This window comes from Mycoplasma nasistruthionis, assembly GCF_006228185.1.
GTDB classification, from domain to species: Bacteria; Bacillota_I; Bacilli_A; order Mycoplasmatales; family Metamycoplasmataceae; genus Mycoplasmopsis; species Mycoplasmopsis nasistruthionis.
Genome location: NZ_CP040825.1, coordinates 305,673 through 322,186 on the forward strand (window position 1 = coordinate 305,673; position 16,514 = coordinate 322,186).

Genomic DNA, 16,514 nt, shown 5'->3' on the forward strand with positions numbered 1-16,514 from the left:
CATGCTAAATTTTCTTTATTTTTAATCAAAATTTCAAAAGGAATAAGATGAAAAATGAAACACTAGACAAAATTAAACCATTTGTCATAAATTCTTCAAAAGAAACAGTAATTTCAGAAATAAAAAAAATGAATCATATTCCTGAAATTATTACAAAACTAAATATAACTGATCAAGAAATTTGAGACAATGCAATTAATTTAATTGAATACAGCCATCATTTTGAAACTAAAGAAACAAACCTTTTCGACTATGCTGTAGTAAGAAATGACAATAAATTAAAAGTTATTAAAACTTTATCTCGTAATCGAGTTGGGAATGAGTTTAGAAAAGATAAAAATGTGTATTTTCAAGAATATTTTCCACCAGAGACAAATAAAACTTTTATAGATTTGACTTTATCACCAGAATTTATGATCAATAATTACTTAATATGTGATTGAATGGAAAGAGTTATTGAAGATATCAGAACTAAAAACATATGAATGAAAGGTGATATTATCTATGGGAATGCATCTTCTTCAAGAAGCCTTATTTTAAGCATGCTAGTAAACACTTTTGCCATCAGTGATGTAAAAGCAGCTTATGTTAATGTTAATGATTTATGTGATGTATTGTTAAATTCATTTAAAAGCGATATTAACAATATTGAAAAAGATAAAAACACCTGAGAAAAAGAATTAATTGAAATACCTATTTTGGTTTTAGATGAAATTGGATTTAAAAAATTAAAACCATGATACTTACAATTTTTATATAAAGTCATTAAAGCCAGAAATATAAAGAGTATTCCTACTTATTTTGGTTTTTACAATGGTTTAATTGAGACTGAAATTCACCACTTAGTTGATTTAAGAGAAAGAAGAGATTACTCACCGCATTTAACAGAGAATTTGTATGGCGTAATTTGTGATGCCATCAATAACAAAGAAAGCATACCTGCAGGTTTTGCAATTAAAAAAGGAGAAAATATATGAAGATAGTTCTAGCAGGCACTCCTGACTTTGCGGTTAAACCTTTTGAAGCAGTAATTAACAACTTTGAAGTTGTTGCCATAGTTTCACAACCTGACAGACCAGCTAATCGTGGTTATACATTAAAACCTACACCGACCAAACTTTTAGCTCAAAAATACAACATTCCTTTATTTCAACCGGAAAAAATTGGTGATATTTATCAAGAATTGCAAGCTCTAGATTTTGATATCTTATTAACTTGTGCTTTTGGCCAATATATTCCTGAAAAAGTGCTAAATTTACCAAAAAAATGTGCAATAAACATTCATGGTTCATTGCTTCCTAAATACCGTGGTGCTGCTCCAATTCAATACAGCTTGCTTAATGGTGATAAACAAACTGGCTTATCATTGATTTATATGACAAAACAAATGGATGCTGGAGCAATTTTAAAAACAGCTTCAATCGCTATTGATGATCTTGACACTTCTGACTCATTATTTGTCAAACTTTCAGAATTAGCTTCTGCCAATATCGTTTCATGACTTAAAGACATTGAAACTAACAATTTTACAGAAACAATCCAAGATCAAAGTTTAGTAACATTAAGCCCTAAATTAAGTAAAGAAGATGCTTATATTTCTTTTGAAACCGATAAAACAACAGCCTTTAATAAAATTAGAGCATTCAGTTCAAATCCTGGCGCTTATGTAGTAATTGATAGTAAAAGAGTGAAAATCTACTATGCTTCATTAAACAAGGTTAAAAATGCGCTTATTTTAAAGTTTTCTGACGGTGAATTGTATGCAACAGATTATCAATATGAAACTAAAAAAAGAGTGAAAATCATATAATTCGAACTTATTGCAATGCAATAAGTTTTTCTTTTTATTTCTTAATATCTTTGATAAGAATTAATCAAATAAATATATAATTTATAAAGCAAAATATTAATATTTTAAAATACTTGAAAGGAATAAAATAGTATGAAAAAAGTTGCTATTAACGGGTTCGGAAGAATCGGTAGATTATTCTTACGTAGACTATTAGAAACTAAATCAACTGAAATGGAAGTTGTTGCTGTTAATGATTTAACAGACCCAGCTACATTAGCTCACTTATTAAAATACGATACAGCTTACCACCAATTACCAGTTGAAGTTTCAGTTAAAGAAGGTGCTATCGTTGTAAACGGTAAAGAAATCAAAGTTTTATCAGAAAGAGATCCTGAATTATTACCATGAGGTGAATTAGGTATCGATGTTGTTGTTGAATCAACAGGTTTCTTTACAAAACGTGAAGGTGCTGAAAAACACTTAAAAGCAGGTGCTAAAAAGTTGTTGTTTCTGCTCCATCTGACAAAGATGTTAAAACAGTTGTTTACAATGTTAACCATGACATTTTAAATGCTGATGACCAATTAATTTCAGCTGCATCATGTACAACAAACTGTTTAGCTCCAGTTGTTAAAGTTTTAGTTGACAAATTTGGACTACAATACGGATTTATGACAACAATCCACTCATATACAGCAGATCAAAGATTACAAGATGCTCCACATAAAGATTTACGTAGAGCTAGAGCTGCAGGACAAAACATGGTTCCAACTTCAACAGGAGCAGCTAAAGCTATCGGTTTAGTTGTTCCAGAAGCTGCTGGAAAATTAGATGGTTCAGCTATTCGTGTGCCAACCATTACAGGTTCATTAGTTGACTTATCAGTTGTTTTAGCTAAAAATCCATCAGTTGAAGAATTAAACGCTGCTATGAAAGAAGCTGCTTCAGAGTCATTCGGATATGAAGAAGCACCATTAGTTTCATCAGATATTATTGGTTCACACTATGGTTCAATTTTCGATGCTAAATTAACATCAGTACAACAAACAGCAGAAGGAACAATGTACAAACTATTCTCATGATACGACAACGAAATGTCTTACGTATCTCAATTAGTTAGAACAGTACTTCACTTCGCAAAATTATCAAAATAATTAACAACAAAACAAAAAGCCTTTATTTCAGCAAGAAATAAGGGCTTTTTTATACTTTTTAAACAAAATATATTAAAATATATAAACTATGGAATTTAAAGAAACAAAGAAATATGAAGCAATTGTAATAGGGGCTGGTCATGCAGGTGTTGAAGCTGCTTTTGCATTAGCCAAAATGAATCACAAAACTGCCTTAATCACCTTTGATTTAGATAGAATTGCTATGATGCCTTGCAACCCTTCAATTGGTGGACCTGCTAAAGGAATTATTACCCGTGAAATCGATGCATTAGGTGGTGTACAAGGATATTTTTCAGATTTAGCTATGATTCAAATTAAAATGCTAAACGAATCAAAAGGCCCTGCTGTTAGAGCGATGAGAGCTCAAATTGATAAGGATAAATATTCAAAAATAATTAAAGAAGCAATGTTACAACAACCTAATTTGGAATTAGTTCAAGGTGTTGCTGAAGAAATAATTGTTGATTCTAACAATCAATTTAAGGCTATTAAACTTGAAGATGGTTCTATTTTAGAAGCCAATGTCTTAGTAATAACAACTGGAACTTACATGAACTCCAGAATACTACGTGGTGATTCAATTACTATTTCTGGACCAGATAACCAAAAAACAACGCCTAAATTAAGCGAATCGCTTAATAAGTTAGGTTTTGAATTACAACGTCTAAAAACAGGTACTCCACCTCGTGTTTATGCTGATTCAATAGATTTTTCAAAAGTTGAAAAAGAAAATCTTGAAGATACGTTTTTAACATTTTCAAATCGTTCAAACATTAAACTTGATAAACAAATTTCTTGTTATTTAACCTACACAAATGAAAAAACACACAAGATAATTAATGAAAACATCCACAAATCAGCCATGTATTCAGGTTTAATTGAAGGAATAGGTCCTAGATATTGTCCAAGTGTTGAAGATAAAGTTATGCGTTTTTCAGATAAACCTAGACACCAAATTTTCTTTGAACCAGAAACAGCTGATGGATCAATAATTTATGTTAACGGTCTTTCAACCTCAATGCCTGTTGATGTTCAAGAATTAATGATTAGAACTATTCCAGGACTTGAAAATTGTAGAGTGCAAAAATGAGGTTATGCAATTGAATACGATGCTTTAAACCCGCTTCAAATTAGTCCATCTTTAGAATCAAAAGTAATCAAAGGTATTTTTACAGGTGGACAAATTAACGGTACAAGTGGTTATGAAGAAGCAGCAGCTCAAGGATTAATCGCCGGAATTAATGCAGGTCGTAAATTAGAAAATAAAGAACCTTTAATTTTACGCAGAAATGATGCATATATAGGTGTTTTAATTGATGATTTGGTTACAAAAGGAACTAAAGAACCTTATCGTATGTTAACTTCTAGAGCTGAATATCGTTTATTACTAAGAAATGATAACCCTGATATTAGATTAGCTAAATACGCTCAAGAAGTAGGTTTAATTACACAACAACAATATCAAGATGTTCTAGATAAATATCAAGCTATAGAAGATAAAATTCAAGAACTTTCAACTACTTATTTATCATCTAAATCAGAACTGGCTGAAAAACTAAACATTGAAAACGGTGTTTCAATGTTGAAAGTTTTAGCTAGACCGGATGTTGATCCAAAAGACGTTTTAGGTGATTTTGAATACAAAAACGAAGTGACTATTGCTGTTAGATTAGATGGATATATCAAAAAGCAAAAACATGAAGCTGAAAAAATGAACAAATTAGATAACTTTAAAATTCCAGCAGACATTAATTATTCAGAAGTTAAAAATTTAGCAACTGAAGCCTTACAAAAATTACAATCAATTAAACCATTGACAATTGGTCAAGCATCAAGAATTAGCGGAATTAACCCTGCAGATATTCAAATGTTAATGTTCCACATTGAAACAAGAAAGAAATAATCTATAAAATAGAGGTTTTATGAAAAAACAAATTGAATATGACAACAGTTCAATGTTTAAAATGTTTGAAGATGAGTTCTTGAATTCAGAAAAATGAAGCGTCAATTTATTAGCTAAGGAGCTAAATGTTCACACCGGAACTATAAAAAGATGAATTGACTTAAAGAAAGTTCCTGTAAACTATTTTAGAGATTTGAATAAATTAAATGGTTTTCAATATGAGATTAATGTTGATGAAAATAAAAAATATAAATTATATGATATGTTTTTTACTCATAAAAAACTGGCTAAAAAATTAGTTGAACAAAGTTTAAATTTTATAAAAACAAATTATGAAATAGATCTATCTGAATATACTATTCTTGAGCCTAGTGCCGGAGAAGGATCTTTTACCTTTAATTTTCCAAAAAATATAGATTCAATTTCAATTGACATTGAACCAAAACATGAACTTATTCAAAAAATGGATTTTTTTGACTTTAAGCCTAATAATGAAAAAAAATATATAGTCATTGGTAATCCGCCCTTTGGTTTAAGAGGACAACTCGCTTTAAAATTCATGAATTTTGCTGCTGAGTTCGCTGACTTTATTTGCTTTGTTCTTCCTCCGCTTTTTAACTCAAATGGGAAAGGCTCACCAATGTTAAGAGTCTCAAAAAAAATACAATTAGTAAAAGAGTTTGCGGTCGAAAATAATTTTCATTACCCAAACAAAAAGAAAATAAGTGTTAATGCTATATTTCAGATATGAACCAGACTAAATAGTAAAAAAGTGAAAATCATTTCAACAAAAAATAAAAAATCTGATTATATCAAAGTGGTTGCTCTTTCTGATGGGGAAAAACCTAGCAACAAAAGAAACGTGAAACTTTTAGACAGTTGCGACTTATATTTGCCTTCAACTACATTTAATAAGATTGAAAGCAAGAATTCTTTTATTGAACTACCAAACAAGAGAGGGTATGGAGTAATAATATTAAAAGAAAGAAAAAAAGTTGAAGAAGCTTTGAAAAGAATTGTTTGATCTGAAGTGAGTTTTAAATCTACTAATGGTGCAAATAATTTAAGGACACAAATTATTTTGGACGCGTTAGAAAAAGAAATGGAAAATAATTATGATAATTAATATATTAGATCATTTAAGAAAACTAATTATTGATGAAAATATTAAATCTAATTGAAATACGAATGATAAGTTTTATTTAATAAAACATTTATCCATAGATCAGAGAGGTAGAGTTGGAGAACACTTTTTAAAAGATGTTTTTTCTGCATTAAACAAAAGTGTTGTGTATGTTAATAATGCACATGGTGACTGAGATATAGAAGTCAACGGAATAAAAATAGAAGTAAAATTAGCTACTTTAGACGTTAATAATAAATTCCAACATGAAGGAATAAAATCATCAAAAAAATGAGATATGGTGTGTTTTATTGATATAGCTCCTAATAGTTTATATTTAACATTTCTTAACAAGAATGATTTTGAATTCAATTCTACTGGTGGAACATTTAATCTTTATGGAAAAAAATGTAATTCTCACTTTCGTGGCAATGATACAAATCCTAAAAGAGCAACAGGTTCAGGTTATAAAGTCGATTTCAAGTTAAAAGATTTAGTTGAAGTTAAAACAATTAAAGATATTGAAGAATTATTTGAAGCACAGATTTTAAGATATAAATTAAACAAAGAAATTTATTTTAACGATTATGACATTCCTGTAAATATTAACTATGATGATTTAGGGTTATCTAGAGTTTCAGTGCAAATATTAAAAAAGGCAATGCCTAAAAAATTATCTGACGCCTACTTAATTTCAGGATTGAACCCTGTAGATTTTAAGCTTCTTGTCGGTCAAGTTGAAACAAGAAAGAAATAATGAAATTAAACATTATTGCCGTTGGTTCTTTGTCAAAAGAATATACAGTTTTGTTTAATGATTATGCTAAGAAAATTAATTACTTTGCAAAGTTAAATATTATTGAAATTAAAGAACAGAAAATTGAAAATATTGATCTAAAAATTAAAAAAGAAACTGAGCTTATTTTGGAAAAGATACCTAAAAATTCTGAAGTTTATTATCTTTCTCTAAGAGGTAAACAACTTGACTCTGTTGAGTTTTCTAAGTTATATACCGAAAAAGATAATATTACTTTCATTATTGGTGGTTCAAATGGTGTTGATGAAACATATTTTCAAAATCAAATCAATTTTTCAAAAATGACTTTTCCGCATCAATTATTTAGAGTTATGTTAGTGGAACAAATTTATCGTGGTTTTACAATTAAAAACAACATTACTTATCACAAGTAAACAAAAAATATCTGACAGTTAGTCAGATATTTTTTGTTATTTTAGTTGTAGCCAAATTTGTTTAAAGCATCTGGATCATTAATTCATTTTTTAGCAACTTTGACTTTCAAAGTCAAAGTTGTCGGCGCGTTAAGTTCTTTAGTAATTTTATAACGTGCTGTTTTACCAATTTGTTTAATTTTTTCAGCACTTTTTCCAATTACCATTCCTTTTTGTGATGCTTTTTTAACGTAAATTATTGCATCTATAGCATATCTTAGTGAACCATCTTCTTGCTCTAATTCATTAAACTCATTTACTTCAACCGCAATTGAGTGAGGTAATTCATCATATAGAGCATTAATTGCTGATTCTCTAATGATTTCTTTAGCTAAAAATCTAACAGTTTTGTCAGTTACGTAGTCTAAGTCATATTGTGGCTGACCTTCTTGACTAAATTTTGCAATTTCATCAATTAAAGCATAGACTGACTTGTCATCTTTTACATCTGTTGAAATTATATTGTCAAATCCTAACTCTTTTAAAGAGTCAATTTTTTGAAGTAATAATTCAGGTTTAGATTTTATCTTGTCAATTTTAGAAATAACTGCTATTTTGTTTGGGAAATCTTTAATCTTATCGATTATCATTTCATCGCCTTTACCAATAACTTCATCAGCAGGGCTTAAGAATAAAACAACATCAATATTTTTTAAAGATTCAAAAGCATTTTTATTCAGAACTTCACCTAATTTATTTAAAGGTTTATGAATTCCAGGTGTGTCTGTGAAAATAATTTGTAGTCCATCTTTTTCATCACCTTCTGTATAAATACCAGTGATTTGATCTCTTGTAGTTTGTGCTGTATCTGTAACGATAGCAACATTAAATCCAACTATCGCATTTAACAAACTGCTTTTACCTACATTTGGTCTACCTACTATACTTGCAAAGCAAATTTTCATATTATCTAATTGTAATTTCTTCTGCTCTAATGCTGAATGGGCAAAGTTCATTAACTGTGTTAACTCTTAATTGTTTTCCATCGTTGCTGTACTGGTAAACTTTAGCATCTAATGGGAAAAATTCTGTCATAACTTGTCTGCAACCTGCGCAAGGGCTAATAATTTCATTTTTACCGCTGATGATGTGGATTTCTTTAAATGTTCCAACTTTACCACCATAAGCTACTGAACCAAATAGGGCGCTTCTTTCTGCACATAAACCTGATGGATATGCAGCATTTTCCACGTTAACTCCATAATGTTCTTTTCCGTTTTCATCAATTGCAATAGCTGCAACAGGGAATTTAGAATATGGCACGTAAGCGTGTTTTAATAAATCTTTTAATCTATCAAATAACATAATAATTAATCCTCTCTTGTTATATTCAAAGGCTTGAAAATATCATCAACAATTTGATTCATTACAATCCGTTCTTGTTCAACTTCATGATCATAACCTTTTAAATGAACCAACCCATGAGTAAATAAATAACAAAATTCTCGTCTAATTGAATGGCCGAATTCCTTAGCTTGTACTTCGACTTTGTCTCAGCAAATAACTAATTCACCAAGGTGATAAACTGGTAAATTTTGATAAATATCAGCAGCTTCAAAACCAAAAGATAAAATATCAGTGACATAATCTTTTTGGCGGTGTATAGCATTTAGTTTTCTAATTTTTTGTTTAGAAACTATACTAACATCAACTATAATGTGCTGTTTGATTTTAAAATATTGTTTAAAATTATCTAAAATCTGCATCATTTCAGCCTCAAAAGGTGTGGCGCGCTTAATTTTGTTATCAATATTTAATTCAATGTCATTAGTCATATTTAAATTATATACTGATATTTTTAAGCCATATGCTAAATTATGAAATATTGAGTATATAGTCCAGAATATTAAGCTTTTTAGTCAAAATTGAAGCTTTTATTTCTAGTAAATTATTCTCATTCATCAAATTAGCTAAGTTTTTATGAACAATAACAATATTATTGGTTGAATTAACTGAAAAATTATCAACTGTAATGCTATAAGTTATTTTGTTCAAGGTGTAATTAATGTTTAATGGTTCAATTTCTAAATCATCCGCTTTGACATTATAAAGTACTAAGTCGTCTGCTTCAAAACGTATTAAAACTTGCTTATATTCATCTAGTTGTAAATTGAAAAATAAATAAACCAAAAAACCTAAGATCATCAACAAAAGAACACACAAAAACATTTCAAATTTATACGATCTTATTAATATCCTGTACATTCACAACCTTGCTATCTGGGTATAAATATCTGCCATTATGACTTATTTCAACCACTAATGACTTTTGAAGTTTAGTTAACAATTCTTGTTTTAGCAACTCAAAGGTTTCTGTGTCTAACTGTTCAAAAGCTTCATCTAAAATTACAAACGAATAATCATGAATAAGAACTTTTAAGATTTGAATAAATTGTTTTTGACCTGATGATAAGTTGTTTATATTTAAATCATCATTTAAATATAAATTTAACCTTTTAGCCACTTTTAATAAATTAGGTGAGCTTAACAGGTTTGCAAATTGATTGATAGTTTCTATTTCTAAATATTGATTTAGTGCAATATTTAAATCCATTTTACTGCCTAAATAAATTGTCTGTTGCTGATATTTCAAATCATAAAAAGGGTTTATTTTTTGTTCATTGACATAGTATGCGCCATCATCATAATGTTTTGAACCTGATAAAATACCGCACAATGTAGTTTTTCCACTTCCATTAGCACCTATAAGTCTAATGTTGCTATCAATTATAAAATTATTAATTGATAGTGCTCTTTGATTCAGATTTGAAGTATATGAATATAAAACGCTGGTTAATTTAACATGTTTAATAGGGCTATTAATTAATGCAGTGTTTTTAACTTTGTTTTTGTCAAAGTTAAAGTAATTCAGCATTAAAAGTGATTTTTTCAATTCTGTATATGAATTAATTAATGGAATAATCATTTTAACCGGTCTAGTAAATAAAGAAACGCCTGTTAGAAAGAAAATTAAATCAATTGTATTTAGTTTTTGATTTCATATTTGAATACAACCTAAAACTAGTACTATCATAGGAAAAAATGTGTCTAAAAAATAGCTAACAGATTCTAAATTTATCGATACATATTTAAATTTGATCGATTTATTGTTCAATGACTTTAGTGAGGTTCAAAATTCAACAAAAAGTTTTTGTTCTAATGATTTACAGTGAATATTTTGAATATAACTATAGTAATTATTAAAATGTTGATCATTACTTAGTTGATTATTTAAAATAATTGGATAATAATTGTTGTATCAACTTTTACTAAATGCCCCTATTAATAGGTTTATAAGACTGTAAATCCCTACTGTTAGCATTAAAATTAAGTTTATATTTCAAAGCAAAATTAAAGCTAAAATAAATGTTAAAATACTGCTAAATACATCTGCTATAAAAGTTACTTCAAAATGCGCAATATTAGTAATTGCATACAACCTATTTTTACATTCAAGCGACGATAAATTTGCTATTTGTTTTTGATTGTTGATTTTTAAGCTTGTGACAAAGGTATGGAGATATTTTTGTGTTTTATACATTATTATTTTTTCAAGAACTTTTTTGAACAATAACTTAATAAGTAAACTAAATAAATTAATGGCAATAAAAATGATAAATAAGTAAATTAAATGGTTATAAAGTTTATTTGGTATTACTTTATCAAGCATAATTTTGTTAAAGTATGGAATTAAAAACAATAAAGTTGCTTCAAATAAAAGCATCAGTAAATAAAATAATGAATATTTGCTAAAACTTCAATTGATCTTATTTGTTTTTACATTTTCAGGAATTGAAACAATGTTAGATTTGTTAAATTCAATAACAACATTTTTAAAAATGTTATTAAATTCCTCTGGTTTGTATCATTTTGTTCCTAAAGTCGGATCATATACTTTTATGCCTTTGTAACTGTATTTTTCAATTACAATCATGTGCATATTTTGTCCATTATTTATTATTCCAGCTACTGGAAATTGATCTTTATCGAGTTTTTGAAGTGTAATAATGTCGCAATTGTAAATTTCTATATCTAAACCCAAATCATTGCAGAGTTTTTGATAGTCATTTATGTTGATTCCTTCTTGATAGTATTTAGTTGATAATTTTAAATCATTTAAGTCTATTTCCTTGAATTTTAAGTATTTATAAAAATAACTCAAAACATGCAAAGAACAGTCGCGTGAGTCTATTTGTTTTTCCATATCATTTATTAAATAAACATTTAATAAAAATGCACTAAAAAAGAACAAATAGCTTAAAAGTTTGTATAATTTTATTAATTAAACATTTCCACAAAGGAGAAATTATGGAAAAAGTTATTGCTTTAGCTAGCGATCACGCTGGTTACAAATTAAAAGACGAACTAGCTCAATATGCTAAATCTTTAGGTTATGAAATTGTTGACCTAGGACCAAATACAGATGCAGTTTCAGTTTCATATGCAGAACAAGGTAAACAATTAGCTGAATATGTAGACCAAAACCATCCTTCATTTGGTATTGCTGTTTGTGGAACTGGTTTAGGTATTTCATATGCTTTAAACAGACACAAACACATTAGAGCAGCTCGTGTTACATCTGTTGAGGATGCACATTTAGCCAAACAACACAACAACGCTAATGTTTTAGTGTTTGGTGGAAGACAAGTTTCATTTGAACAAGCTAAAGAAATGTTAGATGAATATATTAAAACTCAATTCGAAGGTGGAAGACACCAAGAAAGAATTGATCAATTAGATGAGGATTAATTATGGCAGATAAAATTTTAGATAAAGAAGTAAAACAACTTGATGCTGTTTGACACGTTTCACAACACGATGATGGTTGAAAAGTTATTAGACAAGGTGGAGTAAAAGCAATTAAAACTTTTGCTACACAAAAAGAAGCAATTGATTACGCTAAAGAAATTGCTAAAAACAATGAAGGAAGATACGTTATCCACGGAATGAATGGAAAAATAAGAGGTGGACAAAACTACGCTTCAAATAAAAAATAAGCATCTATTTTGATGCTTATTTTCTTAAAATTAATGAATTATGAATAGCAATCGTTTTAATTTAAAAACAATATTTTTATTTATTGTACAATTATTGATTTTTGGTTCAATCATTGCTGGAATTGCGATTTTAATACTGAATGTTAGCGACAAATATATTTATTTATTTGTTTTTTCATTTTATTTATTAAATTGTGTCTTTGTCCTTTTGGTATACAAACAAAAAAGACAGCACGATTCCAAGTTTAGTTGAACATATTTCATTTTATTATTACCGTTTTTTGGTCACATTTTATTTTTCATTTATGGAAGAGTTTTTGTTAATAAAAACGAAATCAAGATATCGAAAGATCCTAAATATAACTTAACCACATACTTAAGCGCTCTAAACCTAGATCATAAAAAGCTAAATCAAAGTCCGATAAAAAGTTTAGAGAAAATAAATGATGCTATTGTCTTACCTGCTAGTTTTAAGTTTTTTCATGAAGGGTATAGATTTTACGACAAGCTGTTAAAATCACTAAGAGAAGCTGAAAAATCAATTTATATAGTAACCTACATAATTAAAAAGTCAGAAATATCAAATGAGTTTTATGAAATTTTGTACCAAAAGGCGCAACAAGGTGTTAAAATCAAATGACTTGTTGATGATTTTGGTGCCATGCTATCTCAAAAGTGAAAATTGAGATCACTTAATAAACATCCTAACATTGAAATAAGTGTTATTGGTAAGATTTATTACCCATTTATCAATAGTGCCAGTTTTACTCGTAATCACCAAAAATTCATTATTATTGATAATAATAAAGTTTATTCAGGTGGAAATAATATATCAGATGAATATGCTTCACTTTCTAAAAAATACGGACACTGAATTGATTTAAACTATCAAATTACCGGTCCGTATATTAACGAATACATATTGCATTTCATCAAATTCTGAAAAGTAATAACTAACAAAGATATCATTATTGAGTCTTCATTATATTATGAAGACTCAACTCAAATTAAACATAATTCTCAAGCTTATTTAATTACTGAATCACCTTCTTTTTTATACTCAGACGCAGAAGCGTTATGAATAAAACTTTTTGGAAGTGCTAAGCAATCCATTAAGATTTGTACACCTTATTTTGCTGTTACTGAAGCTATGAAAAAACAGCTTATAATTGCTTTAAAAAGTGGGGTAGATGTTACTATTTATTTTCCTGGTTTACCTGATAAAAAAACAGTGCATAAAATTGGTTTATTCCAGCTGAGACAATATAAAAAATATGGTTTGAAAATCAAAATTTATAAACATCACTTTTTACATACCAAAGCAGGAATTATTGATAATAAGATAGGATGAATTGGTACTAGCAACATGGACAGTCGTAGCATGTATTCACAATATGAAACAATTGATGTAATTACAGGTAAAGCAATTAGTAATTTAAAGAAAATTTTTGCTCACTACGATCAACAGTGTGATCCTGTGGAAAATATTGCACAAATGGACAAAGATCCTAATGTTATAGAGAAATTTGTATTCGATTTAACCAAACCATTGATATAATAAGATTATAAAATTGCATATTTTGTAATCTAATAATGTATAATTTTAATAAGCGCTAAATTAGGAGGCTAAATGAAAGAATTTTCATCAAAAATTAGTGATCCAATTGGATTACATGCTCGTCCTGCTACTTTAATCGTGTCTATAGCTACAAAATTCAAATCAGACTCTAAATTAATTTATAATGGGCGTGAAGCAAACCTAAAATCAATTATGAACATTATGGCTTTAGGAATTAAACACGGTTCAGAATTTACTGTTAAAGTTTCTGGTGAAGACGAAGATAAAGCCTTTCAAGCTATCAAAGATGCATTAGAAGCAAACGGATTAATTTAATAAAATAATTGAGCTACTTTAAATAAGTAGCTTTTTTGTTGTTGTTTTTTAGCGAAATAAAAATTCACTCATATGAGTGAATTTTCTTATTGTTATTTTGCTGTTGATTCTGCTGCTTTTTCTTCGCCTAGTTGTTGTGTCATGATGTATGTGTATGTAAATTGTTTTTTAATTTGATCTACTACTAAAACAAATTTTTCTCAATCTTGACCTATTATAAAATTATTGAAGTTTTGTGCTCTTTTGATGTTTTCTTTTTGTGAACCGTTTTCACCAAATAAATCGATTACTTGTTTTGCTATCTGATTGTCGGGTTGTTTTTCTTTTAATTTTTTAGCAATTTCAACTGACTTATTTACAAATGAGTCTAACAAAGCATTTAATTCTGGTTTAATTAAATTTAGAAATGTTTTTCTAATTTCAATTGATTTTACAAAAATTTCTGAAGCTGGTTTAGATAAGAATGCTTGGATGTCTGTTGTTGACTCGTTTTCTAATTCTGTTCTTTTTGCTTTCAATTCATTAATTCTTGATTCAGGTAATACTTTCTCGCTTTCTATTTTTTCCAGAGCTTTATCAACTGAAGCAAATAACTGTTGAATTCTTAATTGTGAAGCTTCTTTTGATAATTTTGCCGCAAGTTCTTCTAAGTCGTTGGATACAGCTGTCATTCATTCTTTTGTTCTATCATCATTTGTTTCAAGTTCTTTTGCAGATTTAACTTTTACTTTTACCATTTCTAATGAAGCTGGTTTTTCTGTTTGTGCGTCTAATATCGAAATTAAATCTTCTACTTTTTTAATTAATGCTTTAAAAGCTTCTGTGGCATCATTTAATTCTTTTTCAACCTTCGGATTGAAAAGTTTATTAGATAAAGCCAATTGAGCTTTTTGGTAATAACTTGTTGCTTCTAATGCTAGTTCTTTTTTAGCCTTAATATCTAAAGCAGATAGTTCTTCATCTGTTTTTGTTAGTTTTTCTAATTTGTCAAGATATGATAGCGCTTTGTCGGCGTTTTGTGATGTTGCAATAACTTTTAGTGTAGCTGGCAGTTGGTCTGAGAAAGGAGCATTCAATGCTTCTTTTTGAGCTTTAAATAATTCAACTAATCTAGCCGCTACTTTTTCTTCAGCTTTTTGTTTTAATTCTTTAAGTTCATTTGTCAATTGAGTAACTTTATCTGGTGAAAATGAATCAATAGTTTCTTTAGCATTATTAATATCGCTTTGTTTTGCTTTAAACGCTTTGTATTCAGCAACTTGCTCCATAGCAGCACCCACTCCTGAATATGAAACTTTAACAGCTGGCGAAGCATATTCTGGAAGTTTTAGTTCTAGATCTTTTTGTAGTTTTTCATAGTTTTTAATTGCTTCAACTAATGGCGCTTCAATTGCTTTTCTTGGACTTGTTGCATATTCTCTTGCTAGTTTATCAGCTAAGTCAACATAATATACAACTGTGTTAGCAATTTCTTTTAATGCATTTAGAGCTAGTGTGTCAATAACTTTAATTTGTTCATCATGTTTTAAAGATTTGTTGTACATGCTTAAAGCTTTAAGAGAACCAGATTCTTCAACGATTTCAATTAATTTTTTATTTTCAGCATTTTCTTTTCATTTTTTGTCTAACGAGTCTTTTAACGCTTTAATTTGAGCTTTGTAAGCTTCTTTAAGTTGGTTTTCTAATTCTTGACCTTTTGCTTTAATCATTTGCACTTTTGCATCTAAGTCAGAATCAGATAACTTAACAACTTCTGCTTTTGGTAATTGAATTAAACCAATTATTTCGTTATAAACTGGCGAAGCTTTTATAACTGAATTTAAAATATTGGTGTGTGTTGATGATGCTAGCTGTGCATCTTCAGTTTTAGCCATTGGTTGTTTAATTTTTTCAATAAGTGCTGAAACCGGCTGTGATGCACTAGTGAATTTTGAATATTTATTTTCTTCAGCTTTTATTTTGTCTGTCACTACAGGTGTAGGTTGAACAGCTGGTGTTGAATTATTATTTCCACCATTGTTATTTCCTGGTGTATCTTTACTGTCATTTTTTTCTGATTTACATGCAGCTGACACTAAAGGCATAGTAATTGCCCAAAGGCTACAGGGGCAATTAATCACTTACTAATTTTTTTCATTATTAATAAAGATCCTTAAATCAAGTTTAAGTGATATTTATCATCCTTCCCTTTAAATTTCTCATTTCATACATCTTTAAATGTAGTTTTCATTATATATATTTATATGTTATAACTATTTACTACAAATTTTAAAATATATTTAAAATAAATATGTTTTATTATTTTTGTTCCACATTCAAATCTTTTTTATCACATTAAAAATAAAAGATTTAAATTATTTTTAGCAAACTTATTGCTGTTTTGCTAAAATCTGTTAAAAT

The 16,514-nt window shown here is 28.4% G+C and carries 16 protein-coding genes and 1 pseudogene; 11 read left to right on the forward strand and 6 right to left on the reverse strand.

Translation table 4 applies throughout. The features are described 5' to 3' along the window. The first annotated feature begins 47 nt into the window (after window positions 1–47). The 7 genes and pseudogenes from FG904_RS01210 (at window position 48) to FG904_RS01240 (ending at window position 7,184) form a co-directional block, all read left to right on the forward strand. The gene (locus tag FG904_RS01210; RefSeq protein ID WP_139592120.1) at window positions 48–983 is read left to right on the forward strand and encodes a hypothetical protein; all 936 of its coding nucleotides are present in this window, start codon (window positions 48–50) and stop codon (window positions 981–983) included. Further along, window positions 974–1,810: a methionyl-tRNA formyltransferase gene (gene fmt, locus FG904_RS01215; protein ID WP_139592121.1), complete on the forward strand. Its 837-nt coding sequence runs from the start codon at window positions 974–976 to the stop codon at window positions 1,808–1,810. Before FG904_RS01210 ends, fmt begins: the two co-directional genes overlap by 10 nt. A 132-nt stretch (window positions 1,811–1,942) precedes the next feature. After that, window positions 1,943–2,946, forward strand: a pseudogene (gene gap / locus FG904_RS01220) (type I glyceraldehyde-3-phosphate dehydrogenase). Between the two features lie 88 nt (window positions 2,947–3,034). Next, complete coding sequence (gene mnmG / locus FG904_RS01225; RefSeq protein WP_139592122.1) at window positions 3,035–4,870, forward strand: tRNA uridine-5-carboxymethylaminomethyl(34) synthesis enzyme MnmG; 1,836 nt, start codon at window positions 3,035–3,037, stop codon at window positions 4,868–4,870. A gap of 79 nt (window positions 4,871–4,949) precedes the next feature. Continuing rightward, complete coding sequence (locus FG904_RS01230; protein WP_139592123.1) at window positions 4,950–5,996, forward strand: restriction endonuclease subunit M; 1,047 nt, start codon at window positions 4,950–4,952, stop codon at window positions 5,994–5,996. After that, entirely contained in the window at window positions 5,986–6,750 is a 765-nt protein-coding gene (locus FG904_RS01235; RefSeq protein WP_139592124.1) for a hypothetical protein, read from the forward strand. Before FG904_RS01230 ends, FG904_RS01235 begins: the two co-directional genes overlap by 11 nt. Beyond that, the gene (locus tag FG904_RS01240; protein WP_139592125.1) at window positions 6,750–7,184 is read left to right on the forward strand and encodes a 23S rRNA (pseudouridine(1915)-N(3))-methyltransferase RlmH; all 435 of its coding nucleotides are present in this window, start codon (window positions 6,750–6,752) and stop codon (window positions 7,182–7,184) included. The genes FG904_RS01235 and FG904_RS01240 overlap by 1 nt, the downstream gene beginning before the upstream one ends. A 41-nt stretch (window positions 7,185–7,225) precedes the next feature. Here the strand turns inward: FG904_RS01240 and era are convergent, their stop codons facing one another. Genes era through FG904_RS01265 form a run of 5 tightly spaced genes read right to left on the reverse strand, consistent with a single transcriptional unit; the run spans window position 7,226 to window position 11,427 of the window. Further along, the gene (gene era, locus FG904_RS01245) at window positions 7,226–8,128 is read right to left on the reverse strand and encodes a GTPase Era (RefSeq protein ID WP_139592126.1); all 903 of its coding nucleotides are present in this window, start codon (window positions 8,126–8,128) and stop codon (window positions 7,226–7,228) included. Between the two features lies 1 nt (window position 8,129). After that, window positions 8,130–8,528, reverse strand: coding sequence for a cytidine deaminase (gene cdd / locus FG904_RS01250; protein WP_139592127.1), 399 nt, complete (start codon window positions 8,526–8,528; stop codon window positions 8,130–8,132). Between the two features lie 5 nt (window positions 8,529–8,533). Continuing rightward, a complete protein-coding gene (gene ybeY, locus FG904_RS01255; protein ID WP_139592128.1) occupies window positions 8,534–8,998 on the reverse strand; it encodes an rRNA maturation RNase YbeY in 465 nt (154 codons plus the stop codon). A 40-nt stretch (window positions 8,999–9,038) separates the two neighbouring features. Beyond that, window positions 9,039–9,368 carry an MAG1140 family protein gene (locus FG904_RS01260; protein WP_218936997.1) on the reverse strand — a complete coding sequence of 110 codons (330 nt, stop codon included), beginning with the start codon at window positions 9,366–9,368 and terminating at the stop codon, window positions 9,039–9,041. Window positions 9,369–9,399: 31 nt separating this feature from the next. Beyond that, window positions 9,400–11,427, reverse strand: coding sequence for an Mbov_0121 family peptidase domain-containing ABC transporter (locus FG904_RS01265; RefSeq protein WP_139592130.1), 2,028 nt, complete (start codon window positions 11,425–11,427; stop codon window positions 9,400–9,402). Window positions 11,428–11,531: 104 nt separating this feature from the next. Here FG904_RS01265 and FG904_RS01270 point away from each other — a divergent pair, with 104 nt between their 5' ends. The 4 genes from FG904_RS01270 (at window position 11,532) to FG904_RS01285 (ending at window position 14,114) form a co-directional block, all read left to right on the forward strand. Further along, entirely contained in the window at window positions 11,532–11,972 is a 441-nt protein-coding gene (locus FG904_RS01270) for an RpiB/LacA/LacB family sugar-phosphate isomerase (protein WP_139592131.1), read from the forward strand. A gap of 2 nt (window positions 11,973–11,974) precedes the next feature. Next, on the forward strand, window positions 11,975–12,220 hold the full coding sequence (locus FG904_RS01275; RefSeq protein WP_139592132.1) for a DUF2188 domain-containing protein: 246 nt from the start codon (window positions 11,975–11,977) through the stop codon (window positions 12,218–12,220). Window positions 12,221–12,260: 40 nt separating this feature from the next. Beyond that, window positions 12,261–13,778, forward strand: a complete 1,518-nt coding sequence (locus FG904_RS01280) for a phospholipase D-like domain-containing protein (RefSeq protein ID WP_139592133.1) — start codon at window positions 12,261–12,263, stop codon at window positions 13,776–13,778. Window positions 13,779–13,850: 72 nt separating this feature from the next. After that, window positions 13,851–14,114 (forward strand): HPr family phosphocarrier protein, encoded by a 264-nt coding sequence (locus tag FG904_RS01285; RefSeq protein WP_139592134.1) that lies wholly within the window; start codon window positions 13,851–13,853, stop codon window positions 14,112–14,114. A 92-nt stretch (window positions 14,115–14,206) separates the two neighbouring features. On the opposite strand, the gene FG904_RS01290 is transcribed toward FG904_RS01285, so the two are convergent. After that, window positions 14,207–16,198 (reverse strand): coiled-coil domain-containing protein, encoded by a 1,992-nt coding sequence (locus FG904_RS01290; protein WP_139592135.1) that lies wholly within the window; start codon window positions 16,196–16,198, stop codon window positions 14,207–14,209. Between the last annotated feature and the right edge of the window lie 316 nt (window positions 16,199–16,514).